This window comes from Mesorhizobium sp. LNHC229A00, from assembly GCF_000502415.1.
Taxonomy (GTDB): domain Bacteria; phylum Pseudomonadota; class Alphaproteobacteria; order Rhizobiales; family Rhizobiaceae; genus Mesorhizobium.
This window is the reverse complement of record NZ_AYWQ01000005.1, coordinates 21,228-45,079: the sequence shown is the minus strand read 5'-3', so window position 1 is coordinate 45,079 and position 23,852 is coordinate 21,228. Positions and strand designations below refer to the sequence as shown.

24 protein-coding genes, 1 other RNA gene and 3 pseudogenes are annotated in these 23,852 nt (G+C 62.9%); 17 read left to right on the top strand and 11 right to left on the bottom strand.

Translation table 11 applies throughout. The annotated features are described in order from the left end of the window. Window positions 1–6 precede the first annotated feature (6 nt). The 6 genes and pseudogenes from X742_RS158260 (at window position 7) to X742_RS158280 (ending at window position 6,642) form a co-directional block, all read left to right on the top strand. Entirely contained in the window at window positions 7–354 is a 348-nt protein-coding gene (locus X742_RS158260; RefSeq protein ID WP_023771719.1) for a DUF6867 family protein, read from the top strand. A 137-nt stretch (window positions 355–491) separates the two neighbouring features. After that, window positions 492–1,610 (top strand): branched-chain amino acid ABC transporter substrate-binding protein, encoded by a 1,119-nt coding sequence (locus tag X742_RS158265; RefSeq protein WP_023771718.1) that lies wholly within the window; start codon window positions 492–494, stop codon window positions 1,608–1,610. A gap of 289 nt (window positions 1,611–1,899) precedes the next feature. Next, a pseudogene (pyc, locus tag X742_RS01000000169965) lies at window positions 1,900–5,434 on the top strand (pyruvate carboxylase). Between the two features lie 157 nt (window positions 5,435–5,591). Further along, complete coding sequence (locus X742_RS158270) at window positions 5,592–5,852, top strand: DUF2312 domain-containing protein (protein ID WP_015315223.1); 261 nt, start codon at window positions 5,592–5,594, stop codon at window positions 5,850–5,852. A 49-nt stretch (window positions 5,853–5,901) separates the two neighbouring features. Further along, window positions 5,902–6,342, top strand: a complete 441-nt coding sequence (locus tag X742_RS158275; RefSeq protein ID WP_023771717.1) for a hypothetical protein — start codon at window positions 5,902–5,904, stop codon at window positions 6,340–6,342. Continuing rightward, window positions 6,343–6,642, top strand: a complete 300-nt coding sequence (locus X742_RS158280) for a hypothetical protein (protein ID WP_023771716.1) — start codon at window positions 6,343–6,345, stop codon at window positions 6,640–6,642. A 65-nt stretch (window positions 6,643–6,707) separates the two neighbouring features. Here X742_RS158280 and msrB read toward each other — a convergent pair whose 3' ends face one another. The 4 genes from msrB to X742_RS158300 all read right to left on the bottom strand — a co-directional run bounded on the left by msrB (window position 6,708) and on the right by X742_RS158300 (window position 9,784). Next, window positions 6,708–7,112, bottom strand: coding sequence for a peptide-methionine (R)-S-oxide reductase MsrB (msrB, locus tag X742_RS158285; RefSeq protein WP_023771715.1), 405 nt, complete (start codon window positions 7,110–7,112; stop codon window positions 6,708–6,710). A 103-nt stretch (window positions 7,113–7,215) separates the two neighbouring features. Continuing rightward, window positions 7,216–8,406, bottom strand: coding sequence for a VWA domain-containing protein (locus X742_RS158290; protein WP_023771714.1), 1,191 nt, complete (start codon window positions 8,404–8,406; stop codon window positions 7,216–7,218). 6 nt (window positions 8,407–8,412) lie between these two features. After that, window positions 8,413–8,859 (bottom strand): GNAT family N-acetyltransferase, encoded by a 447-nt coding sequence (locus X742_RS158295; RefSeq protein WP_023771713.1) that lies wholly within the window; start codon window positions 8,857–8,859, stop codon window positions 8,413–8,415. An 88-nt stretch (window positions 8,860–8,947) separates the two neighbouring features. Then, window positions 8,948–9,784: a MoxR family ATPase gene (locus X742_RS158300; protein ID WP_023771712.1), complete on the bottom strand. Its 837-nt coding sequence runs from the start codon at window positions 9,782–9,784 to the stop codon at window positions 8,948–8,950. A gap of 147 nt (window positions 9,785–9,931) precedes the next feature. Between X742_RS158300 and X742_RS158305 the strand changes: the two genes are divergently transcribed. The 8 genes and pseudogenes from X742_RS158305 (at window position 9,932) to X742_RS158330 (ending at window position 14,483) form a co-directional block, all read left to right on the top strand. Then, entirely contained in the window at window positions 9,932–10,357 is a 426-nt protein-coding gene (locus X742_RS158305) for a DUF4345 domain-containing protein (RefSeq protein ID WP_023771711.1), read from the top strand. Window positions 10,358–10,382: 25 nt separating this feature from the next. Further along, window positions 10,383–10,538, top strand: a non-coding RNA gene (gene ssrS / locus X742_RS1000000172280) — 6S RNA. A gap of 95 nt (window positions 10,539–10,633) precedes the next feature. Beyond that, window positions 10,634–11,221, top strand: coding sequence for a 5-formyltetrahydrofolate cyclo-ligase (locus tag X742_RS158310; protein ID WP_023771710.1), 588 nt, complete (start codon window positions 10,634–10,636; stop codon window positions 11,219–11,221). Between the two features lie 63 nt (window positions 11,222–11,284). Next, window positions 11,285–12,109 carry a YmdB family metallophosphoesterase gene (locus X742_RS158315; RefSeq protein WP_023771709.1) on the top strand — a complete coding sequence of 275 codons (825 nt, stop codon included), beginning with the start codon at window positions 11,285–11,287 and terminating at the stop codon, window positions 12,107–12,109. Between the two features lie 68 nt (window positions 12,110–12,177). Next, window positions 12,178–12,945 carry a TerC family protein gene (locus tag X742_RS158320; RefSeq protein ID WP_031241363.1) on the top strand — a complete coding sequence of 256 codons (768 nt, stop codon included), beginning with the start codon at window positions 12,178–12,180 and terminating at the stop codon, window positions 12,943–12,945. A 33-nt stretch (window positions 12,946–12,978) separates the two neighbouring features. Further along, a pseudogene (locus X742_RS0136625) lies at window positions 12,979–13,137 on the top strand (transcriptional regulator); the annotation flags it as partial. Window positions 13,138–13,390: 253 nt separating this feature from the next. Next, entirely contained in the window at window positions 13,391–14,140 is a 750-nt protein-coding gene (locus X742_RS158325; RefSeq protein WP_023771706.1) for a YebC/PmpR family DNA-binding transcriptional regulator, read from the top strand. 16 nt (window positions 14,141–14,156) lie between these two features. Further along, window positions 14,157–14,483 (top strand): SelT/SelW/SelH family protein, encoded by a 327-nt coding sequence (locus X742_RS158330; protein WP_023771705.1) that lies wholly within the window; start codon window positions 14,157–14,159, stop codon window positions 14,481–14,483. Window positions 14,484–14,513: 30 nt separating this feature from the next. On the opposite strand, the gene X742_RS158335 is transcribed toward X742_RS158330, so the two are convergent. Continuing rightward, the gene (locus tag X742_RS158335; protein ID WP_023771704.1) at window positions 14,514–14,990 is read right to left on the bottom strand and encodes a DUF1772 domain-containing protein; all 477 of its coding nucleotides are present in this window, start codon (window positions 14,988–14,990) and stop codon (window positions 14,514–14,516) included. A gap of 144 nt (window positions 14,991–15,134) precedes the next feature. Here X742_RS158335 and X742_RS158340 point away from each other — a divergent pair, with 144 nt between their 5' ends. Beyond that, window positions 15,135–15,764: a TetR/AcrR family transcriptional regulator gene (locus X742_RS158340; protein WP_023771703.1), complete on the top strand. Its 630-nt coding sequence runs from the start codon at window positions 15,135–15,137 to the stop codon at window positions 15,762–15,764. A gap of 83 nt (window positions 15,765–15,847) precedes the next feature. Here the strand turns inward: X742_RS158340 and rpmE are convergent, their stop codons facing one another. Then, window positions 15,848–16,069, bottom strand: a complete 222-nt coding sequence (gene rpmE / locus X742_RS158345; protein WP_010912060.1) for a 50S ribosomal protein L31 — start codon at window positions 16,067–16,069, stop codon at window positions 15,848–15,850. Between the two features lie 205 nt (window positions 16,070–16,274). Here rpmE and X742_RS158350 point away from each other — a divergent pair, with 205 nt between their 5' ends. Then, window positions 16,275–18,074: an ABC transporter transmembrane domain-containing protein gene (locus X742_RS158350; RefSeq protein ID WP_023771702.1), complete on the top strand. Its 1,800-nt coding sequence runs from the start codon at window positions 16,275–16,277 to the stop codon at window positions 18,072–18,074. A gap of 49 nt (window positions 18,075–18,123) precedes the next feature. Here the strand turns inward: X742_RS158350 and X742_RS01000000169960 are convergent. Continuing rightward, window positions 18,124–19,600 (bottom strand): annotated as a pseudogene (locus X742_RS01000000169960) (carboxypeptidase M32). A 140-nt stretch (window positions 19,601–19,740) separates the two neighbouring features. Here X742_RS01000000169960 and X742_RS158355 point away from each other — a divergent pair. Then, on the top strand, window positions 19,741–20,094 hold the full coding sequence (locus tag X742_RS158355; protein ID WP_023771701.1) for a DUF1304 domain-containing protein: 354 nt from the start codon (window positions 19,741–19,743) through the stop codon (window positions 20,092–20,094). A gap of 103 nt (window positions 20,095–20,197) precedes the next feature. Here X742_RS158355 and X742_RS158360 read toward each other — a convergent pair whose 3' ends face one another. The 4 genes from X742_RS158360 to X742_RS158375 all read right to left on the bottom strand — a co-directional run bounded on the left by X742_RS158360 (window position 20,198) and on the right by X742_RS158375 (window position 23,739). After that, window positions 20,198–20,623, bottom strand: coding sequence for a hypothetical protein (locus X742_RS158360; protein WP_023771700.1), 426 nt, complete (start codon window positions 20,621–20,623; stop codon window positions 20,198–20,200). A 250-nt stretch (window positions 20,624–20,873) separates the two neighbouring features. Beyond that, window positions 20,874–21,905 carry a peptidoglycan -binding protein gene (locus X742_RS158365; RefSeq protein ID WP_023771699.1) on the bottom strand — a complete coding sequence of 344 codons (1,032 nt, stop codon included), beginning with the start codon at window positions 21,903–21,905 and terminating at the stop codon, window positions 20,874–20,876. Between the two features lies 1 nt (window position 21,906). Beyond that, window positions 21,907–22,932 carry a MotA/TolQ/ExbB proton channel family protein gene (locus tag X742_RS158370; RefSeq protein ID WP_023771698.1) on the bottom strand — a complete coding sequence of 342 codons (1,026 nt, stop codon included), beginning with the start codon at window positions 22,930–22,932 and terminating at the stop codon, window positions 21,907–21,909. A gap of 120 nt (window positions 22,933–23,052) precedes the next feature. Further along, on the bottom strand, window positions 23,053–23,739 hold the full coding sequence (locus X742_RS158375) for a hemolysin III family protein (protein WP_023771697.1): 687 nt from the start codon (window positions 23,737–23,739) through the stop codon (window positions 23,053–23,055). Between the last annotated feature and the right edge of the window lie 113 nt (window positions 23,740–23,852).

The window sequence follows — 23,852 nt, the reverse complement described above, 5'->3', positions numbered from 1 at the left end:
CTTCCCATGCAAGGCATTCTCTACGAGGAACCGTCGATCTGGCAGTTCTTCTTCGTCACTTGCCTGCTCGGCGGATGGGCGGCATGGATGACCGGCAAGGCCAGTGCCCAGACATGGCGCAGCTTCATCCAGCTGTTTGCCTATTTGCTCGGGCTCGGCATCGGCATCCGCTTCATCCATCACGCGCTGTTCGACGGCACGATGTTCTCGCTGCATTACTATATCGTCGACACCGTCGTGCTGATGATACTAGGCTTCGTCGGCTATCAATACACACGAACCAACCAGATGGTCACACAGTATAATTGGCTCTACGAAAGAGCTTCAATCTTGAGCTGGAAATCGAAAGGTTGACGTTCATCATTAACGCCGCGTCAGGGATGAATCGGCGTGACAAGTGCCTGAAAATCGGCAAACTATGCTTTCTGCGATAAGGGTGGGCATCGCATGAAAGCTTCATCCACGCCCACTCCGTTAATGGGAGCGTTTAAATGAAAAAGTCACTCTTGTCCGCCGTGGCCCTGACCGCGCTAGTCGCGTTCGGTGGCAACGCGTGGGCTGATGTAATGTTCGGCGTTGCCGGCCCGATCACCGGCCCGAACGCTGCCTTCGGCGCACAGCTGCAGAAGGGCGCCGAAGCGGCCGTCGCCGATATCAATGCCAAGGGCGGCATCAATGGCGAGCAGATCAAGCTCGAAGTCGGCGACGACGTCTCTGATCCGAAGCAGGGCATCTCGGTCGCCAACAAGTTCGTCGGCGACGGCGTCAAGTTCGTGATCGGCCACTTCAACTCCGGCGTGTCGATCCCGGCCTCCGAGGTCTACGCGGAAAACAATATCGTCGAAATCACCCCGGCCGCAACCAACCCGAAGTTCACAGAGCGCGGCCTGTGGAATGTGTTCCGTACCTGCGGACGCGACGACCAGCAGGGCAGCATCGCCGGCGCCTATATCGCGGCTAACTTCAAGGATGCCAAGGTTGCCGTGATCCATGACAAGACCCCTTATGGCCAGGGCCTCGCGGACGAAACCAAGAAGGCGATGAACGCCGCGGGCGTCAAGGAAGTGATGTATGAAGGCGTCAATGTCGGCGACAAGGACTTCTCGGCGCTGATCGCCAAGATGAAGGAAGCCGGCGTCACGTTGATCTACTGGGGAGGTCTGCACACCGAAGCCGGCCTGATCATCCGTCAATCGGCGGACCAGGGCCTCAAGGCCCCGATGATGTCGGGTGACGGCATCGTGACTGACGAACTCGCCGCCATCGCGGGCGACGCCGTCGCCGGCACGCTCAACACGTTCGGCCCCGACCCGCGCCTGATCCCGGCCAATAAGGAACTCGTCGAGAAGTTCCGCGCGCAGGGTTTCGAGCCGGAAGCCTACACGCTCTACGCCTATGCCGCCGTGCAGGTGGTCGCCGAGGCGGCCGCTGCCGCCAAGACGAACGACCCGCAGGCAGTCGCCAAGGCGATGCATGAAAGCGGACCGTTCCCGACCGTTCTGGGCGATCTCGCCTATGATGCCAAGGGCGATCCGAAACTGCCAGGCTACATCATGTACGAATGGAAGAAGAAGGACGACGGGAAGTATTCCTGGTTCCCGAAGTCGTAATTCATTCGGATACGAAACCAACGATGCCCGGCGCCTCGCGCCGGGCATTTTCTTTGATGCGCGCCGGCAGCCAGGTTGCGTCGCGGGCGAGCCTTCCTTAGCCAGGAAGATCGCATCCAGGATCGAAATTGTCGCCATTGTTCCGCCCGTACGAACTGATGCATGCGAGTGTTGGCCGGATAATCGATCTAAATCGGTTTAAATGAGCGTCGATTTTGTTTGCACTGCAGCATTTTCCCGCTAATCATTGCCCCGATTTCCTGTTCCTTCCGCTGCTGGAGCCTAGTCCTTGGCCATCACGAAGATACTCGTCGCCAACCGGTCCGAAATCGCCATCCGCGTCTTTCGCGCGGCCAACGAGTTGGGCCTCAAAACCGTGGCGATCTGGGCCGAGGAAGACAAATACTCGCTGCACCGCTTCAAGGCCGATGAGAGCTATCAGGTCGGGCGCGGCCCGCATCTCGGCAAGGACATGGGGCCGATAGAGAGCTATCTGTCGATCGAGGAGGTGATCCGCGTCGCCAGACTTTCGGGCGCCGATGCCATCCACCCCGGCTACGGGCTGCTGTCGGAAAGTCCCGAATTCGCCGAAGCCTGCGCGCAAGCGGGCATCACCTTCATCGGCCCGAAGCCCGACACGATGCGCCGGCTGGGCAACAAGGTTGCCGCGCGCAATCTCGCCATCGAGGTCGGCGTGCCCGTGGTGCCGGCGACCGATCCGTTGCCGGACGACATGGAGGCGGTCAAGGAGCTCGCCAAGACGGTCGGTTATCCGGTCATGCTGAAAGCCTCGTGGGGTGGCGGTGGCCGCGGCATGCGCGCCATCCGCTCCGAGGCCGACCTCGCCCGCGAGGTCATGGAAGGCAAGCGCGAGGCGAAGGCCGCCTTCGGCAAGGACGAGGTCTATCTCGAAAAGCTGATCGAGCGCGCCCGCCATGTCGAGGTGCAGGTGCTTGGCGACACGCACGGCAATGCAGTCCACCTGTTCGAGCGCGACTGCTCGATCCAGCGCCGCAACCAGAAGGTCGTCGAGCGCGCGCCGGCGCCCTATCTCAGCGAGAACCTGCGCCAGGAGCTTTGCGGCTACGCGCTGAAGATCGCGCGCGAGACCAGCTATATCGGCGCCGGCACGGTCGAATTCCTGCAGGACGCCGATACCGGCAAGTTCTACTTCATCGAGGTTAATCCGCGCATCCAGGTCGAGCACACCGTCACCGAAATGGTGACCGGCATCGACATCGTGAAGGCGCAGATCCACATCCTCGACGGTTTCGCCATCGGCACGCCGGAATCGGGTGTGCCGGCGCAGAGGGATATCCGGCTGAACGGCCATGCNCCTCGACGGTTTCGCCATCGGCACGCCGGAATCGGGTGTGCCGGCGCAGAGGGATATCCGGCTGAACGGCCATGCCTTGCAGTGCCGCATCACCACGGAAGATCCCGAACACAATTTCATTCCGGACTACGGCCGCATCACCGCCTATCGCGGCGCCACCGGCTTCGGCATCCGCCTCGATGGCGGCACCGCCTATTCCGGCGCGGTCATCACCCGCTTCTACGATCCGCTGCTGGAGAAGGTCACGGCCTGGGCGCCGACGCCGGCCGAGACGATCGCCCGCATGAACCGCGCTCTGCGCGAGTTCCGCATCCGCGGCGTCGCCACCAACCTCACCTTCCTCGAAGCGATCATCAATCACCCGAACTTCGCCGACAATTCCTATACAACGAGGTTCATCGACACGACGCCGGAGCTGTTCCAGCAGGTCAAGCGCCAGGACCGCGCCACCAAGCTGCTCAACTACCTGGCCGACGTCAGCGTCAACGGCCATCCCGAAACGCGCGGCCGGCCGACGCCAAAGGCCGACGCGGCGGCGCCCGTGGTGCCCTATCTCAACGGCAATGTCCCAAGCGGCAGCAAGCAGAAGCTCGACGTGCTCGGGCCGGAAAAGTTCGCCGCCTGGATGCGCGAGCAGAAGGAAGTGCTGGTCACCGACACGACGATGCGCGACGGCCACCAGTCGCTGCTGGCCACTCGCGTGCGCACGCACGACATTGCCGGCATCGCCGGCACCTATGCGCGCGCCTTGCCGCAGTTGCTGTCGCTCGAATGCTGGGGCGGCGCCACTTTCGACGTCGCCATGCGCTTCCTCACCGAGGATCCATGGGAGCGGTTGTCGCTGGTGCGGGAGGCTGCCCCCAACCTGTTGCTGCAGATGTTGCTGCGCGGCGCCAACGGCGTCGGCTACACCAATTATCCCGACAATGTCGTACAGCATTTCGTCAAGCAGGCGGCGTCGGGCGGCGTCGACTTGTTTCGCGTCTTCGACTGCCTGAACTGGGTCGAGAACATGCGCGTCGCCATGGATGCGGTCGGCGCCGAGGGCAAGCTGATCGAAGCGGCGATGTGCTATACCGGTGACATTCTCGATCCGGCGAGGGCTAAGTACGACCTGAAATATTATGTGGGGCTCGCCAGGGAATTGCAGGCCGCCGGCGCCCATATCATCGCGGTCAAGGACATGGCCGGCCTGTTGAAGCCGAGTGCTGCCCGTGTGCTGTTCAAGGCGCTGCGCGAGGCGACCGACCTGCCGATCCATTTTCATACCCACGACACGTCGGGCCTGTCGGCGGCAACCGTGCTGGCGGCGGTGGAGAGCGGCGTCGACGCCATCGACGCGGCGATGGACGCCTTCTCCGGCAATACGTCGCAGCCTTGCCTAGGTTCGATTGTCGAAGCGCTGAAGGGCACCGAGCGCGATCCGGGCCTCGACCCGCAATGGATCCGCAAGATCTCATTCTACTGGGAAGCCGTTCGCAATCAGTACGCTGCTTTCGAGAGCGACCTGAAAGGCCCGGCTTCCGAGGTCTACCTGCACGAAATGCCGGGCGGGCAGTTCACCAATTTGAAGGAACAGGCGCGTTCGCTGGGGCTCGAGACACGCTGGCACGAAGTGGCGCAGACCTATCACGACGTCAACCTGATGTTCGGTGACATCGTCAAGGTGACGCCGTCCTCCAAGGTCGTGGGCGACATGGCGCTGATGATGGTGAGCCAGGACCTGACAGTCGCCGACGTCGAGAACCCGGGCCGCGACATCGCCTTCCCGGACTCCGTCGTTTCGATGCTGCGCGGCGATCTCGGCCAGTCCCCGGGCGGCTGGCCGCAGGCGCTGCAGAAGAAGGCGCTCAAGGGCGACAAGCCGATCACGGCGCGCCCCGGCTCATTGCTCAAGCCGGCTGACCTCGAGAAGAGCCGCAAGGAGATCGAGGACAAGCTCGAGCGCAAGCTGTCGGAATACGAGTTCGCCTCGTGGCTGATGTATCCGAAGGTGTTTTCCGACTTCGTCGCCGCGCAGGAAACCTACGGCCCGGTCAGCGTTCTGCCGACGCCGACCTATTTCTACGGCATGAGATCGGAAGACGAGATCTTCGTCGATATCGAAAGGGGCAAGACCTTGGTCGTGCGCTGCCAGGCGTTCGGCGATGTCGACGACAAGGGCATGGTCACGGTGTTCTTCGAGCTCAACGGCCAGCCCCGGCGCGTGAAGGTGCCCGACCGCGCGCATGGTGCGTCAGCGGCCAAGGCGCGCCGCAAGGCGGAGCCCGGCAACGAGGCGCATGTCGGGGCGCCGATGCCGGGTGTGGTCTCCGCACTTTCGGTCGCCGCCGGCCAGGCCGTCAAGGCTGGCGACGTGCTGCTCTCCATCGAAGCGATGAAGATGGAGACGGCGTTGCACGCCGAGCGCGACGGGACGGTCGCCGAGGTGCTGGTGAAGGCCGGCGACCAGATCGATGCGAAGGATCTCCTGATCGCGTTCAACTGAGAGCTCGCAAGGAACGGGCAGGCGTCGGCTTGGCGGCAGGCCTTGGCGAGCTGTTCGATAACGGCTTGACCCGCCGGCCCCGGTCGGGCATCGAACCGCTGAAATTCGCCGCGGCACGTTCCCCGAGTCGCGGCGCGGAACCGATTTGGAGAAAAACATGGCCGACGATATCACCGAGACCAGCCAGACTGTTGCCGCCGGCCAGCTGCGTGCCTTGATCGAGCGCATTGAGCGGCTCGAGGAAGAAAAGAAGACGATTTCCGACGACATCAAGGAAGTCTTCGCCGAAGCCAAGGGTACCGGCTTCGACACCAAGGCAATCCGCACCATCATCCGTCTGCGCAAGAAGGACCAGGCCGAGCGCCAGGAGGAGGACGCCATCCTCGATCTGTACATGGCCGCCCTCGGCATGGTGTAAGACTAACCGGCCGGTGCCCGACGCGGTTGCCGGAGATACGGTTCGAACCATGAGCGAATTCGACTTCGGCGGCCGCCGCGCCTTGGAATTCCGCCATCGCGGCTTCTGGTCGCTGTTTGCCGAACGGCATCCGGAAGAAAGAGCCCGGCTAGCGCGGCGCGGGCCCTGGTTCTGGCAGCGCGGGCTCCCCGACTTCGCACTGGTGCTTTCCATGTATGTCGCGCCGGCGCAGAACCATGTCGGCGTCTTCTTCGGCCGCAACGAGAAGTTCGGCGCCACGCAAAGCTGGTCGCGGCTGGAGCCGTTCCGGCCGGCGATCGAAGACAGGCTGAAGCTTCGGCCGGAACAAAGCTGCGAAGGCCTTGGCATCAATTCGATGTGGCGCGTCAACTGCTTTGCCGAGGACAACTGGCCTGCCATGACCGACTGGCTGGTGACGGAATGCTCGCGGGTCGAGTGCGCCGTGACCGAAGTGCTGAGGCAGGGGTAAGTGATCTCGGATTTCTTCCGCTCGCGTTGGCTTGGCGAGGTGCCGATCGACCGGCTGTTCTGGCGCGACCTGATGCTTGTCGGAACCGCGATCAATATTGCGTCGTCTGCCGCGGCGCTGATCCTGCTTGGACTGAAGATGCCGCTCGGCCTTGTCCTTGCGGTGCATTTCGCACCGGTGGGCTACAGCATCTTCCTGGCTTTGGCGGTCTGGCGCACGGCTGACAAGGCAGGTGGCGCCAAGGCTTCGCTTTTCATGCTGGGATCAGCGCTCTGGCTGATCGCCACGATCGTCGTCTGACGAAGCCGCCCTTACGAAAAAAGGGCGGCCAGAGCCGCCCTTGGCAAGCATTCATGACGCCTTGTTCAGACGGCCGGCTCGAATTTCAGCGCCACGCCATTGATGCAGTAACGCAGACCGGTCGGCGGCGGGCCGTCCTCGAAGACATGGCCGAGATGGCTGCCGCAACGGGCACAATGGCATTCGGTGCGGACCATGCCGTAGCTGCGGTCGACGGTGTTCTCGACGGAGCCCGGCACGGGATCGTTGAAGCTCGGCCAGCCGGTGCCGCTCTCAAATTTCAGCGTGGATTGGAACAAAGGCTGGTCGCAGCCGACGCAGGAAAAAGTACCGGCGCGCTTCTCGTACAGCAGGGCGCAGCTTCCCGGCCGCTCGGTGCCATGGTTGCGCATGACGGCGTATTGCTCCGGCGTCAGCCGGGCGCGCCATTCGGCGTCGGTGCGGGTGACGGGGTAGGTATGGGTGTCCATTTCATCTCCTCAGCCTTGGCGGCTCGTTCTTGGTTGCAACCGGATATTCGCGACAAGATAGGGGTTTGTTACAGACCTGCCCAGTCCCGAGCGCTTCGGACTCTCAATGTTTGCGCGACAATTGCCTGGTGGCGCCTTCCAATCCGGTCAATGTCAGTGGGAACATGCGGCCGCCGAAGATGTCACGGATCATCGCGATCGAATGGGTAAAGCCCCAGTTCTTTTCGCTCTCGGGGTTAAGCCACACCGCGTTCGGCCATTGCCGCAGCAGCCGGCCGAGCCAGACGGCTCCGGCCTCGGGGTTCCAGTGTTCCACCGAGCCGCCGGGCTGGGCGATCTCGTATGGGCTCATCGAGGCATCGCCGACGACGATGACCTTATAGTCGGGGCCATATTTGTGGATGAGGTCGAAGGTCGAAATCGTCTCGGCATGGCGGCGACGATTGTTCTTCCACACGCCTTCGTAGAGGCAGTTGTGAAAGTAGAAATATTCGAGCTGGCGGAATTCGGCGCGAGCGGCCGAAAACAGCTCCTCGACGCTTTTGATATGGTCGTCCATCGAGCCGCCGACATCGAAGAACATCAGGAGCTTCACCGCATTGCGGCGCTCGGGCCTGGTCTTGACGTCGAGATAGCCGTGCTCGGCGGTGGCGTGGATGGTGCCGGGCAGGTCGAATTCTTCCTCCGCGCCCTCACGCACCCAGCGGCGCAAGCGCTTCAGCGCGACTTTGATGTTGCGGGTGCCGAGTTCGACGGCATCGTCGAAATTCCGGAACTCGCGCTTGTCCCAGACTTTCACGGCGCGACGGTTGCGGCTTTCGTGCTGGCCGATGCGCACGCCTTCGGGGTTGTAGCCATAGGCGCCGAAGGGGGAGGTGCCGCCGGTGCCGATCCATTTCGAACCGCCCTGGTGGCGGCCCTTCTGTTCCTCGAGCCGCTGCTTCAGCGTCTCCATCAGCCTGTCGAAACCGCCCAGCGCCACGACCAGTTTTTTCTCTTCCTCGGTCAGGTGCTTTTCGGCCAGCCGGCGCAGCCATTCCTCGGGAATATTGGCGACGTCGACCGCATCCGGTCCGCCCAGCGCCTCGACGCCCTTGAAGACATGCGCAAAGACCTGGTCGAAGCGGTCGATATGGCGCTCGTCCTTAACCAGTGCGGCGCGGGCAAGATAGTAAAAACCCTCGACGTCGTAATCGACCAGCCCGGCGTCCAGCCCCTCCAGCAGCGACAGATATTCCCTGAGCGAAACGGGAACACGGGCAGCTTTCAGCTCGAGGAAGAAGGGGATGAACATGGCCGGTTACAGCAAATCATACTCGATAAAGCCCGTCCTGCGCGCGACGTGGTCGTAGAGCTTGCGGGCGGTGGCATTGGTTTCGTGCGTCATCCAGTAGACGTTCTTCACGCCGATCTTGGCGGCCTCCTGTTTCACCGCCTCGATAAGGGCAGCGCCGATGCCTTTGCCGCGCACATCCGGATCGGCGAACAGATCCTGCAGGTAGCAGTTGTTTTTCTCCGACCAGCCGGAGCGGTGGTAGAGATAATGGGTGAGGCCGACGGCCTTGCCGCCCGAGGTGGCGATAAAACCCTTGGGCTCGAACTCGCCTTCGGTGAACAATCGTTTCCAGGTGATGGCATAGACCTCTTCCGGCAGCTTGGTTTCGTAAAAGGTTAGATAATCGGTCCACAGGCGGTGCCAGTCGGCGTGGTCGGATTGCGCGAGGGGGCGGACAACGATCTCAGACATTTTATCTCCTCCGAAGGGTTCTGGCCGAAACTGACCTTCTCTTCGGCCCGCGGCAACGGTCCACGGCCGGGGAAAGCGCTGCTTCTGCCTATTGTCTTCTCGCCATGAAGGCCAGCCGCTCGAATAGATGCACGTCCTGCTCGTTCTTCAACAGGGCGCCATGCAGTTTGGGCAATGCGTTCTTCGGGTCGGCGCGCAAATCCTCCGGCGCGATGTCGTCGGCGACCAGCAGGCGGATCCAGTCGAGCGCCTCGGAGGTCGATGGCTTCTTCTTCAAGCCTGGCACGTCGCGGATTTCATAGAACTGGGTGAGGGCCGCGCGCACAAGGTTCTGCTTGATGCCGGGATAGTGCACGTCGACAATTCTGTGCAGCGTGTCGACGTCGGGAAAGCGGATGTAGTGGAAGAAGCAGCGGCGCAGGAAAGCGTCCGGCAACTCCTTCTCGTTGTTTGAGGTGATGATGACGATCGGGCGAACGGAGGCGTGGATGGTCTCGCCGGTCTCGTAGACGAAGAACTCCATCCGATCGAGTTCCTGCAGCAGGTCGTTGGGGAATTCGATGTCGGCCTTGTCGATCTCGTCGATGAGGAGCACGACCTTCTTGCCGGCCGCGAATGCCTCCCAAAGCTTGCCGCGCTTGATGTAGTTCTTGATGTCGTTGAACCTGACATCGCCGAGCTGGCTGTCGCGCAGCCGCGACACCGCATCATATTCGTAGAGGCCTTGCTGCGCTCGCGTCGTCGATTTGACGTGCCACTCGATCAGGTCGAGGCCGAGTGCCGCCGCCACTTGGCGGGCGAGTTCCGTCTTGCCGGTGCCGGGCTCGCCCTTGACCAGCAAGGGCCGCTCCAGTGCGATCGCCGCGTTGACCGCCACCATCAGATCCTTGTCGGCGACATAGGCCGCCGTGCCTTCGAAACGCATTTTTGCTCCTCGGTTGGTTGACGCGACCGTAAGGACGCCGCCGCGGCTGTGCAAGGGTTGCGCCGGATGCGACGAATGGCTTGAAACCCCAGACGAAAGATTCCCGTTGCTGCGCACGGCCGCTCGGCAGGCCGAGGGGCGGGGAGCATGAACGAAAAGATGTCAGGCAAGGCGGCGCTCCAGGTCGTCGTTGGCGTGTTGGCGGCAACGCCGGTTCTGGTGGGCGTGGAAGGTATCGTGTCCGGTCCGGAATTCCTGCATGTCGCCGCACCGTGGCCTGTCGATCTCGACAGTCATTTCCGCTTCCTGTCCGGGTTTTTCCTGGCCATTGGCCTTGCCTGGTATAGTTGCATTCCCAGCATCGAGACCAAGACGGAACGGTTCCGGCTGCTTGCCGCCTGCACGTTTGCCGGTGGCCTGGCACGGCTTGTCTCGCTGCTGTTGGTCGGCGCGCCATCGCTGGGGCACGTCGCCGGTCTCTGTATCGAACTGCTGGCGGTGCCGGCGCTGGTCTGGTGGCAGGGGCACGTCGTGAATAAAGCCAGCGGGACGGGCCAATTCTCTGGCGCTTGAGCCACCAGCGGCCTATATTGGGGAGGACGGTCTGTGCTTCCCGGCAGGAGAACATTTTCCCCGGGGCCTTAACGATCCTTAGGGAGCTGTCCCTGGGAAGACCCGTGGGTTTTCTCACACGGCGCCCACCTACTTTGTAGGTTCCCGGGATCGCTCTCTCCACCGGTTGTGTGGATCGTCACTTATCGCAAGGCGTCCCACGCATCTTGGTGGATGATGCGGTGGGAACGTCGCACTTGAGGCCCGCAAAGCTTTGACTTTTTCTACGTTGGCCGCATGACCTCTCCCAAAGACCTGAAAAAAAAGCTGCGTCTCGAGGCACTCGCCCGCCGCGACGGCCTCGATGCATTCTGGCGGGTGGAGGCTGCGCTCGAAATGGCGGAGACGGCGCGCGACCATCTGGAGATCGGGCCCGGTCAGATCGTCTCCGGCTTCTGGCCGATGCGCTCGGAGGTCGACGTCAGGCCGCTGATGTTCGCCTTGCGAGAGAAGGGCGCACGGCTCTGCCTGCCGGCCATTCTCGACAAGACCACCATCGTCTTTCGCGAACTGGTGCGCGGCGCGCCGATGGTGGATATGGGCTTTGGCACGGTCGGGCCCCACGCGGAGGCCGAGGTACTCGATCCCGCAGTCATGCTGGTGCCGCTCGCCGCCTTCGACGCGCGCGGTCACCGCATCGGCTATGGCGCCGGCTATTACGATCGGGCGATCGGCAAGCTCGTCGACAAGGGGTTCGCGCCCCGGCTCATCGGCATCGCCTTCGACTGCCAAGAAGTTTCGCAAGTTCCAGACGAACCCCATGACGTGGTCATCCCGGAAATACTCACCGAGAGCGGGTTGCGCCGCTTTGCGCCAAAATTGTAGATAGTTCTTTGAAACGCATGATCTTTGCCGAAAAGTCATGCAACTTTTCGGGATCACGCATAGATGCGACTTCTTTTCCTCGGGGACATGGTCGGCAAGACAGGGCGCACCGCGGTGTGGGAACAACTGCCTGGCCTGATCTCCGACTTCAAACTCGATTTCGTCATCGTCAACGGCGAGAACGCGGCTGGCGGCTTCGGCATCACCGAAGAGATCTTGCGTGAGACGATCGCGGCGGGCTGCGATGTCGTGACCACCGGCAACCATGTCTGGGACCAGCGCGACGCGCTGGCCTTCGCGCCGCGCGAGCAGCGGTTCCTGCGGCCTTCCAATTTCCCCAGAGGCACTCCGGGGCGCGGCTCCGGTGTCTACATCGCCAAAAACGGCGCGCGCGTGCTGGTCGCCAACATTATGGGCCGGGTGTTCATGCACCCGGAACTCGACGACCCGTTTCAGGCCGGCGAACGCGAGCTTGCCGCCTGTCCGCTCGGCGAGCAGGCGGATGCGGTGGTGATCGACTTCCATGCCGAGGCAACCTCGGAAAAAATGTGCTTCGCGCATTTCGTCGATGGACGCGCCAGTCTCGTCGTCGGCACCCACACGCACCAGCCCACCGCCGACCATCAGATCCTCAATGGCGGTACCGGCTACCTGTCGGATGCCGGCATGTGCGGTGACTATGATTCATCGCTCGGCATGGACAAGGAAGAACCGCTCAACCGGTTCCTGTCGAAAGTGCCGAAAGGGCGTTTCGAGGCAGCGACGGGACCGGCGACATTGTGCGGCGTCGGCGTCGATATTTCCGACCGCACGGGGCTCACCGAGAAGATCGCGCCGTTTCGTCGCGGGCCAAGGCTTGAAGAAACGGCTCCGTCCTTCTGGGCGTGACATTGATATAGGGGTTCGCAGTACCTAATTGCCGGCGACACTGCTCTAGATCGTAGGGGACGACCTCCATGCAGCTTATCGAATTCCTGGCGCCGCATTTTCAATTCGTTTCCGACCCGACCGCCTGGGTCGCGCTGCTGACGCTGGTGGTGCTCGAGATCGTGCTCGGCATCGACAATCTGATCTTCATCTCGATCCTGACCAACAAGCTGCCCGTGGAGCAGAGGGCACGCGCGCGGCGTCTTGGCATCTCGGCGGCGCTGGTCATGCGCCTGGTGCTGCTCGCCACCATTTCCATCATCGTCCAACTGACGACGCCGGTCTTCACGGCGTTCGGCCACGGCTTCTCCTGGCGCGACCTGATCCTGATCGCCGGCGGTCTGTTCCTGGTGTGGAAGGCGACCAAGGAGATCCACCACACGGTCGATCCCGACGATCATCAGGACACGATGCTGGGCGAAACGCTTAAGATCTCGCTTGCCGGCGCGATCTTCCAGATCCTGCTGCTCGACCTCGTCTTCTCCATCGATTCCATCATCACCGCCGTCGGCATGACCGACGAGATCGCCATCATGTATATCGCGGTCATCGCGGCCGTGACCGTGATGATGCTGGCGGCCGGACCGCTGGCGGACTTCATCGCCAAGAATCCGAGCATCGTCATGCTGGCGCTGGGCTTCCTGCTGATGATCGGCATGACGCTGATCGCCGACGGCATGGGCTATCATGTGCCCAAGGGCTACATCTACGCGGCGATGGGTTTTTCGGCGCTGGTCGAGGGGCTCAACATGCTGGCGCGGCGGCGCAAGAAAGCGAAAACCGGCGACCGGCACTGAGACCGATCGGCGCGGGGCGAGCCTAATGCCCCGGAGGAGGCGGACCTGAACGTCGCGCGCCGCGACGGACGCGAGCTCTGGAAACATCTCAATGCGTTGCCGATCAAGCAGATTCACGACCGCTGGATCAGCCAGTATGACGGCCATGCGCTCAGTATCATCGACCGGCTGATGTCCGATCTGGAAGGGTAGGCCTCCGACCTCGAAGGGTAGGACAAAGGCCGGGCGAAACCTGCTTGCCGGGCCGCCGCATGCCGAGTGCCCGGCAACGCGGCGCGGCTGGACGAATTGAGCCGATTTATCTATAAGCCGGCCATTCCGACACAGAGCGCCGTACGTTCACCCGGACGCATCGGGACGCTCTGAAATTGAATTCGAGCCTTTTGCAAAGGCGAGATGACGCATCTCGCGGCAAGACGCTCTAGCCGAACACGACAGGGGTGCCATGGCTGGCCATTCACAGTTCAAGAACATCATGCACCGCAAGGGTCGTCAGGACGCGGTGCGGTCGAAAATGTTTTCCAAGCTGGCGCGCGAAATCACCGTCGCCGCCAAGAGCGGAACGCCGGATCCATCGATGAACCCGCGTTTGCGGCTGGCGATCCAGAACGCCAAGGCGGTGTCGATGCCCAAGGACAACATCCAGCGCGCCATCAACAAGGCCTCGATGGGCGACGCCGAAAACTACGAAGCCGTGCGCTACGAAGGGTATGGGCCGGGTGGCGTGGCCGTGATCGTCGAGGCGCTGACCGACAACCGCAACCGTTCGGCGTCCAATGTCCGCGCCGCCTTCACCAAGGCCGGCGGCGCGCTCGGTGAAACAGGATCGGTGTCGTTCATGTGGGACCGTGCCGGCGAAATCTACTATCCGGCCTCGGCTGGCAGCGCCGACAAGATCATGGATGCGGCCATCGAAGCCGGCGCCGACGATGTCGAATCGGACGAAGAAGGCCACACGATCTATTGCGCCTTCGAGACTCTCGGCGAGGTGTCCAAGGCGCTTGAAACCTCGCTCGGCGAGGCCGAATCGGTCAAGGCGATCTGGAAGCCGCAGAACAATGTCCCGGTCGACGAAGAGCGGGCGCAGTCGCTGATGAAGCTGGTTGCGACGCTCGAGGACGATGACGACGTGCAAAGCGTGTACGCCAACTTCGAAGTCGACGACGAGACGATGGCCAAGCTCAGCGCGGCGTGAGCGAAGGTCGTCCGACATGAGTAAAGCTCAGTTGCCGGCCATCCGCATCACCTACTGCACGCAATGCCAGTGGCTGTTGCGTGCCGGCTGGATGGGGCAGGAACTGCTCTCCACCTTCGGCACCGATCTCGGCGAGGTGACGCTGGTGCCGGGCACCGGCGGCATCTTCACCATCTCCTGCAATGAAGTGCTGGTCTGGGATCGCAAGCGCGACGGCGGCTTTCCGGACGCGGCGAAACTCAAGCAGCTGGTCCGCGACGTGATCGATCCGGATCGGGATCTCGGTCACGCCGACCGCAAAGGCCATAGGTCGAAGGGCGACACGCAAGAAGATCCGGCGTGAGCAAGGCCTCTTGCGTTTCGCAGAGCCTCTTTAGAGCAATGCGAAGATAAAGCAGGCCATCGCCACGATGGCCGTGATGGTACGGACGTGGTTCCACATCACCCATTGGCTCAGGTGGTTCGCCCACACGGCCGCGCCGTTGCTGCTGGCCGGATCGACGGCGGCGAGCGCATCGTTGAGCGGCACGTTGAAGGCCATGGTCACGATAGGGTTGCCGACCAGATAGAGCACCGCGCCGGCAAGCAACCAGTAGGTGCCCGAATGGCTCCAGCCCAAGAGAGCGGCGGCAATGAGGACGAGGCAGATGAGGCCGGTGCCGAAAAGCGCGGTCATGAAGGTCGGGGTGATCACCGTGATGTTGATCGAATTCATCGCTGCGATGCCGGTTGGAACGGGCAGCCGGACAAGGGCTGCCATGACGAACGTGGAAAAGGCGAAGAACACGCCGCCAACGACGCCCGAGCCGATCGCGGCGACGAAGGTGAGGGTTGGAAGAAGCTTCGTCATTTCAGTTGCTCCAGACGCTGGTTGCGGCGGTTTGCTCTCTGCAAATGTGAGTATGTCTCATATTTGCAAAATGTGATAAACACTCGTATTTTGTAAGTCAAGTCATTCCGGTGATTTTACCGGACGCGTTTGTTGGAGACAGTCATGGGGGCAACGCCGGCCAACGAGCAGATCGCTTCGCCGCGCCGGGCGCCGAGCCAGCAGCGCAGCCGCGAGCGAGTCGAGCGCATGCTTGCGGCCGCCTCGGCGCTAATTGCCGAACAAGGCAGCGATGCCATGCGCATGGGGGAAGTGGCGGAGCGGGCTGGGGTGTCGATAGGCTCGCTCTACCAGTTCTTTCCGGACAAGCGGGCGATCGTCTGGGCGCTGGCCGAACGCTACACGGCCGAGAGCCAGGCGTGCATTTCGGCGGCACTGAAGGATATCAGCGACGCCGAAGGCCTGAAGCGGGCCTTTTCCGAGCTAGTCGATATCTATTACGGCCTGTTCCTGGCCGAGCCGGTGATGCGCGATATCTGGTCGGGCACACAGGCCGACAAGGCGCTGCGCCAGCTAGAACTCGCCGACAGCCGCGCGAACGCGGAATTTCTGATCGCGGTCCTCAAGCGCCTGCGGCCCGATGCCGATCCGGTGGCGCTCGACACGACAGCATTCTTGGTCTGGCAGATGGGCGAGGCGGCCATGCGGCTGGCGATCTCGGTCGAGCGGCAGGAGGGCGACAGGCTGGTCGCGGCCTACAAGCGCATGGCACTCAGGGAATTGCTGGCCGAATAAGGGGCCGAAAACCCAGCCTTCGGCCAAGCAACAAAAAACCCGCCACAAGGGCGGGCTCTTGATCCGCGAAAAAACTCTTCGCCTTAGAGGCCGAAACCTTCGAAGCGCTTCTTGAATTTCGACAGGCGGCCGCCGCGGTCGAGCAGGGTCTGCTGGCCGCCGGTCCAGGCCGGGTGGGTGGTCGGGTCGATATCGAGGTTCATCGTATCGCCTTCCTTGCCCCAGGTCGAACGGGTCGTGTATTCGGTGCCGTCGGTCATGACAACCTTGATGGTGTGGTAGTCGGGATGGATTGCGCTCTTCATGGCTCTGTTCCTGGCTTGCCGGCGCGGCGGACGGGCATAAGCCTGCGTCGATGCGCCTCTTTTTAAAACTCGAAGCCGCAGCTATTGAGGAGCCACGGCTTCTAAAACGGTCGGCGTGCCTATACATCAGCCGGAATTGAATCACAAGGCCGCGGCAAGCGCATATTGAAGCGCATGAGCTGAAGTGGCTAGAGGAAACACCGAGATGGCGCAATCAAGCAGCGCAGACGAGCGCCGACGCTCGCTCAAGCCGCTCAGACGCCTGTTTCCGTATATCGCCGGATATCGCACGCTGGTCATCGGCGCCCTTATCTCACTGGCCATCGCGGCGGCAACGACATTGGCACTGCCGCTGGCCGTCCGGCGCATGATCGACCACGGTTTCTCGTCGGCCAGCACTACCTTCATCGCCGAATATTTCGGCGCCCTCGTGGCGATGGCCGCCGTGCTGGCTGCGGCGTCGGCCGGCCGCTACTATTTCGTCATCACGCTCGGCGAGCGCGTCGTCGCCGACATCAGGCGCGATGTCTTTGCCCATGTGACGACGCTGTCGCCGGCCTTCTTCGACACCGCCCAGTCTGGGGAAATCGTGTCACGGCTCGCCGCCGACACCACGCAGGTCAAGTCGGCGGTAGGCGCTACCGCATCCGTGGCGCTGCGCAACGTCATCCTCGGTCTCGGCGCGGTGGGCATGATGGTCATCACCAGCCCGAAACTCTCCGGCCTAGTCATTGCGGCGATCCCCGTGATCGTGCTGCCGCTGGTCGCCTTCGGCCGCTCGGTGCGGCGCAAGTCAAGGCAGGCCCAGGACACGCTTGCCGACGCGACGGCCTATGCGAGCGAGCAGATCGGCGCGGTGCGCACGCTGCAAGCCTTCACCAATGAGAGACTGGTCACCGGACGATTCTCGGGCGCGGTGGAAGCCGCCTTCGAGGCAGCGCGCGCCTCGATCTTCGCGCGCTCCTTCCTCACCTTCTTCGCCATCTTCACCATTTTCTCCTCGGTCGTGGCGGTGTTGTGGTTCGGCTCGCGCGACGTGCTCGCCGGCACGATATCGCCTGGCACGCTTGGCCAATTCCTCCTCTATTCGGTGTTCGCCGCCGGCGCGCTCGGCGCGCTGTCGGAAGTCTGGGGCGAACTCGCGCAGGCCGCCGGTGCCGCCGAACGGCTGACCGAAATCCTGGCCGAGACGCCGGCGATCCAGGCGCCGGCCGATCCGAAGCCGCTACCGGCGGTTGCCAAGGGCGCGATCGTCTTCGAGAATGTTTCCTTCTCCTATCCGGCGCGGCCCGATCGCGCCGCCGTCCACGGCCTGAGTTTTCAAGTCATGCCTGGCGAGACGGTGGCCATCGTCGGCCCATCGGGTGCCGGCAAGAGCACGGTGTTCTCGCTGATCCTGCGCTTCTACGATCCCGAGACAGGCAAGATCCTGATTGACGGCGTCGACGTGCGCGAGGCCGATCCCGTCGCGGTCCGGCAGCGCATCGCCATCGTGCCGCAGGACGTCACCATCTTCGCCGCGAGCGCGCGCGACAATATCGGTTTTGGCCGGCCAGGTGCCAGCAAGGCCGAGATCGAGGCGGCGGCCAAGGACGCATTGGCGGACGAGTTTATCCTCAGGCTCGAGAACGGCTATGACAGCCAGGTCGGCGAGCGCGGCGTGACGCTGTCCGGCGGCCAGCGCCAGCGTGTGGCGATCGCACGTGCCATCCTGCGCGACGCGCCGATCCTGCTGCTCGACGAGGCGACCTCGGCCCTCGACGCCGAAAGCGAGACATTGGTGCAGACCGCGCTCGAGCGGCTGATGCAGGGGCGCACCACCATCGTCATCGCCCACCGGCTGGCGACTGTGCTGAAGGCCGACAGGATCCTGGTCATGGATGGCGGCCGTATCGTCGAGGAAGGCACGCATCAGAGCCTGGTCGCCAAGGGCGGCATTTATGCCAGGCTCGCCAAGCTGCAGTTCGAGACCGGCGCCAGCGCCTTCAGGGGCGCGGCGGAGTAGCAGGTTCAGTTCGTCTCGGCGAAACGAAAATTGTCATCCAAGCGGCATCTCATCCGCCGTAGCGCTGCTTCAGATGATTGACGAAATACACGGCGTTGAGCTTCTCGCCGGTGGCGCGCTCAAGCAGGTCCGGCGTCGACCAGCGCGATCCCTGCGACCAGATCTTCTCGCGGCGCCAACCGTTGATCGCCTCGAAATTCCCCTTTGCAAGGTCTTCGTCGGCTGAAGGATGCTCGCGCGTCAGCGCAGCCCATTGCTGCGCCGCCATCATCGCGCCCAGCGTATAGGACGGGAAGTAGCCGAAGGCGGCACCCGGCCAATGGACGTCCTGCATCGGCCCGTCGGCGGGGTTGTCGATGGTCGAGATACCAATATAGTCGCGCATCTTGGCATCCCAGGCTTCGGGCAGATCAGCCACTTCGAGGCTGCCCGAAACAAGCTCCTGCTCCAGTTCGTAGCGCAGGATGACATGCAAGGGATAGGTCACCTCGTCGGCGTCGACGCGGATCAGGCCACGTTCGACACGATGCACATGCGGCAGGATATCGTCGAGCGACCAGGCTTCGCCGAGATGCTTCTCCACCACCGGCAGCGCCCAGCGCCAGAAGGCAGGATTGCGGCCGATCTGCTTTTCGACGAACAGGCTCTGGCTTTCGTGCACGGCCATGCCGCGGGCCTTGCCCAGCGGCCAGTGCGACCACGTCTTGGGCAGGTTTTGTTCGTAGAGCGCATGACCGGTCTCGTGCAGCACGCCCATCAGCGCCGACAGGAAATCCGATGTCTTGTAACGTGTGGTGATGCGCACGTCGCTCGGCACGCCGCCGCAGAAGGGATGGTGCGATACCGACAGCGAGCCATGCGTCAGGTCGAAACCGACCGCAGCCATCATGGCAAGGCCGAGTTCACGCTGCTTGTCGATCGCGTAGGTNCGGCTTCAGCGGATGCTTGCGCAGCCGCGCCTCCTGGATCGCCACCGCCTCGGGCACGAATCCCTTGAGGAAGGCCTTCAGGTCGGCGAAGACGGGGGTGATGTCGGCGGTGCGGTTGCCGGGGTCGAATTGCTCCATCAGCGCGTCATAGGGAGCTAGGCCGAGGACATCGGAGCGCAGGGCCGCCTCTTCGCGCACCAGCGCCACCACGCCTTCGAGAGCCGGCTGGAAGCCAGCCCAATCGTTCTTGGCGCGCAGGGCGCGCCACAATTGCTCGCAGCGCATGCGCGCCGTCGTCTGGCGCTCGACGAATTGGACCGGCAGGCAGGTCAGGTTGGTGTATTGCCGCCGCAACTCGGCGAGAGCCGCCCGCTGCTCATGGTCCAATGCCTCGCCTTCGGCCGCGGCGATCCAGTCCGATATTTCCGGCGCGGTCGCCCTGGTGTGATACATGCCGGCAAGGGCTGCCATCGCCTCGGCGCGCTTCTCGCCACCACCGACGGCCATGTGGGTCGCCTCATCGGCGCCGAGGATGGCCAGCGCATGCTCAAGCGCTTCGAGCTTGTGGCCGAGATCGTCGAGTTTGTGAAAGGACATGGCGGCTTCCGTGGTTGAGGACGGGCGAAAAGACACCAACGCAAAAGCATTGGCAACCCTCGGATACCATCCGGCAGATGCAGCTTGCGCAAGCGAGGTTCGGCATGAAATGCTGTCGGCGACGGATGAAGGGGAGCAGAATGATCGGCAACATCCTGGTTGGGCTGGTGGCCTTGATCCATGTCTACATCGTCTATCTCGAGATGGTGCTTTGGGACACGCCGCGCGGGCACAAGACATTCCGCCTGACGCCAGAATTCGCCGGCGCCTCCAAAGTGCTCGCCGCCAATCAGGGTCTCTATAACGGCTTTCTCGCCGCCGGCCTGATCTGGGGGCTTTACCTCGGCGCCGCCGGTTTCCAGGTCAAGGTCTTCTTCCTGTTGTGCGTGGCCATTGCCGGTCTCTATGGCGCGGCGACGGTCGGCCGCAAGATCCTGTACATCCAGACCGTGCCGGCGGTGGTCGCCCTGCTCGCGGTCTGGCTCGGTTGGTAGGCAAGATGGGCTGGTAAGGAAAGAAAAAGGACGCCAGCGGGATTGGGGTCCCGAAGGCGTCAATGGGTCCCTTCCTCCAGGACGTTTCCAGGCCGGAATAGCCTCAGCCGTTCGGATAGTTTCCGCCGTCGGCACCATCACCCATCAGGAAACCGCTGCCGGTGTCGACCATCAGACGCTGATCCACATTGTCGAGCCGGCGCAGCAGGTCATGGTACTGCGCGGCCGGGATCCTGCCGTGATCCGACGCGGCTATCCTCTCGGCGACCTGACTGATGCGGGCGGTGCGCATTTCCAGGCGCTCCGCGACTGCCGGGGTGATGTGGTTGGCTTGCCTGGCGTCGACGATGCCCTGATGAACACCCCGGACCTGCTCAACGAGCGCCTTGACACGGGGGCCTGCCATGTCGGTGGGGGCGGTTGCATCGAGAGCACCCTTGTGGTGGCCCGCGGCATAGGCGCCGGCGAGCGGGACGGCAATGAGAATTGCGGCAAGTGTTGCAGTCTTGAGAGATGCTGATGAGCGCATGGTGCGCTTCCTCCTGCTGGGAAGGAGAGCGGCCGCGCCGCCTCGCCTTCCGACCATTTTGGGTCGTCCAGTCCCGTCGCGTCGCGATGGGAGGCATCGCCGGCGGTTCTCGGCCCTGCGCGGCAAGCTAGGAGCGCTTCGGCGGGAAGGGTAATTAAAAAAAGATAATCTTTTCAGGCCTTGCCGGCCGATGTCTGCGCCCTAGAGTTGAGCCGGCGAACAATTTCGCGTGAGTTCGCGTGATGATGGATCAACGTTCGGTGAGCTTAAGTTCAATGCGGCGGTTCTTGTTGCGCGCCTCTTCCGTGTCGGCGGGATCGAGCGGCTGGAATTCCCCGAAGCCGGCGGCGACGAGCCGGTTGGCCGGTACGCCATTCTCGATCAGGAACTTGACCACCGAGGTCGAGCGCGCCGTCGACAGTTCCCAATTGTCGCGATAACGGCCGGTGCCGGACAGCGGCTTGTTGTCGGTGTGGCCGTCCACGCGCAGCACCCAGTTGATCTCCGGCGGGATCTCTTTCTGCAGTTCGATAATGGCGTCGGCGAGCTTCTTCATCTCGACCTTGCCGGCATCGTTGATCACTTCGGATCCGGTCGGGAACAGAACTTCCGACTGGAACACGAAGCGGTCGCCGACGATGCGGATGTTCTCGCGATCGGCCAGGATTTCGCGCAGACGTCCGAAGAAATCGGAGCGGTAGCGGTTCAGTTCCTGCACACGCTGCGCCAGCGCCACGTTCAGGCGACGGCCGAGATCGGCGATCTTGGTGTTGGAATCGCGATCGCGCGTTTCGGAGACGTTGAGGGCATCCTCGAGCGCGCCGATCTGCTTGCGCAATGCCGCGATCTGCTGGTTGAGGATCTCGACCTGGCTCAGCGCCTGCTGGCTGATCTGGCGCTGGTTGTCCAGTTCGCCGCCCAGCGCCGCGGCTCGCTGGTTGGCGGCGTCGCCGGCACCCGCACCTTGTGCCAGCAACTGTTCGAGCCGGCTCTTCTCCGCCTCCGCCGCCGACAGCGACGCCTGCAGGTTGGCCAGCGAATCGTCCTTGTCCTGTGCCGTCGAGCGCTCCAGCGCCAGAAGCTGCGTCAGTTCGTTGATCTGCGAATTGAGGCGCGACAGCGCCGTATCCTTGCCGGAGATTTCGCGCCCGAGCAGGAACTGCGCCAACACGAAGACGGTAAGCAGGAACATGATGGCGAGCAGCAGAGTCGACAGCGCGTCGACGAAACCCGGCCAATAGTCGATGCGGCGATCGGTACGCCGGCCCCTGGCAAGCGCCATCCTAGTGCACCCCGGGCTTCTTCAGCGCGTCGGCGATCTTTTCCAGCGTGTTGCGCATCGCCTTTTGTTCGTCTGACTGGGCTTCGACCCAGTCACGCATGATCTGCTGTTCGGAGCGCATGTTCTTGACCAAGCCCGAAATGCCGTCGGCGAGATTGGCCATGGCGGTGGCGACGCGCGGGTTGGAGCCGCCGCCATTCTCCTGCAAGCTGCGCAGCCGCTCCGACAGGACGCGGATCTCGTCAGAAGACTCGGCCTTGGCCGGGTCGGAAACGACGATATCGGACGACAGATCCGTGACCGAGGACAGCCAGTTCTCGAGCTCGGTGTAGAAGCGCGTCTGGGCGCGGCCGGCCTGCAAGTCGAGGAAGCCGAGCACGAGCGAGCCGGACAGGCCGAACAGCGAGGATGAGAAGGCGGTGCCCATGCCGGCCAGCGGCGCCGACAGGCCCTGTTTCAGCGAATCGAGAACCGCGGCTGCATCACCCGTGCCGGGATCGAGCGATTCGATGGTCTCGCGAATCGAGCCGATCGTATTCAACAGGCCCCAGAAAGTGCCAAGCAGGCCGAGGAACACCAAAAGGCCCACAAGGTAGCGCGAGGTGTCGCGGCTTTCGTCGAGGCGCGTGGCGATGGAATCGAGCATTGTGCGCATCGATGAGGTCGAAAAGGCCATGGACGAGGAACGGCCGATCATCGCCTTCATCGGCGCCAGCAGCACCGGTTCGGTGGTCTCGGAGCCGGCTCGGAAAGAGTTGACCCAGCGGACCTCGCGAAACAGCCGCCCGACCTGCGTGAAGGCCAGCAGGATACCGACGACGAGCACGCCGACGATCAGGCCGTTGAGGCCCGGGTTGGTGACGAAAGCGGTGGTGACCTGGCGGGTCAGGATGGCGGCGATGAAAGCGACGATGGCAAGGAAGATGACCATGGTCAGCAGGAAGACCTGCGGACTGGACAGCTTATGGGGGTCGTAGATCAGCACGTCGGAGCGCCTGCCCATGCCGAAGGATCTGAGAAAAGCCATCCGTGCCCCGTTTCCGATGCCGCTGCCGCCGATCACGTAGTTGGCGACTCTAAACGGAATTGTGACCGAATTGAATGGTGCTTGGCAATATTGCCACAGGCGGACTTTGGAGCCGGCGCATCAGAGGCGGTTGATGACCAGGCAGTCCACCATGGCCGCCAAATGCAGGCCGGCACCGGTCACGACGAAGCCGTGCCACAGTGCGTTGTGGAAGCGTAGCGCCTTCCAGGCGAAGAAAATCACGCCGCAGGAATAGACGACGCCGCCGGCGACGATGAGCACGATCGACGTGGTCGGCAGCGTCTCGACGAGCGGCTTGACGAGAACGATGCCGCTCCAGCCGATGGCAAGATAGAAGACGATTGCCAGCCTGTCGAAGCGGCCGGGGAAAACCACCTTGATGGCAATGCCCGTTGCGGCCGCGGTCCAGACCAGAACGATCATCCAGCGCGCCAGCGGCGAGTTTCCCAACTGGGCGAGAAAGGGTGTGTAGGTGGCGGCGATCAAGAGGTAGATCGCGGCATGATCGAAGCGGCGGAGGATCCATTTCGCCGGCGAGGTCACCGGCCAGAGATTGTAGGTCAGCGATACCGAGAGCACGGTGAGCAGCGACACGACATAGAAGGCGGCGGCGATATATTCGCCCGGCCCGACCCGGAAGGCGGCTAGCGCCAGCAGCGCCGAACCGGCCGCGATCGCCAGCACGATCCCGACAGCATGGACAATCCCGTCGGCGATCGTCTCGGCGCGCGAATAGTGCCAGCGTCCGATGAACGGAATCTCGATCTGTGGCGGGGTGTTGGTCATCTATCGTCCTGCATCACCCCATATCTGGGCAGCCGACGGACAGTATTTCAAGCTTTGTTTGCGGTTTTACGACTGCGCGCTTGCCTTGACGCAATTCCGGACGGAACCGCGAA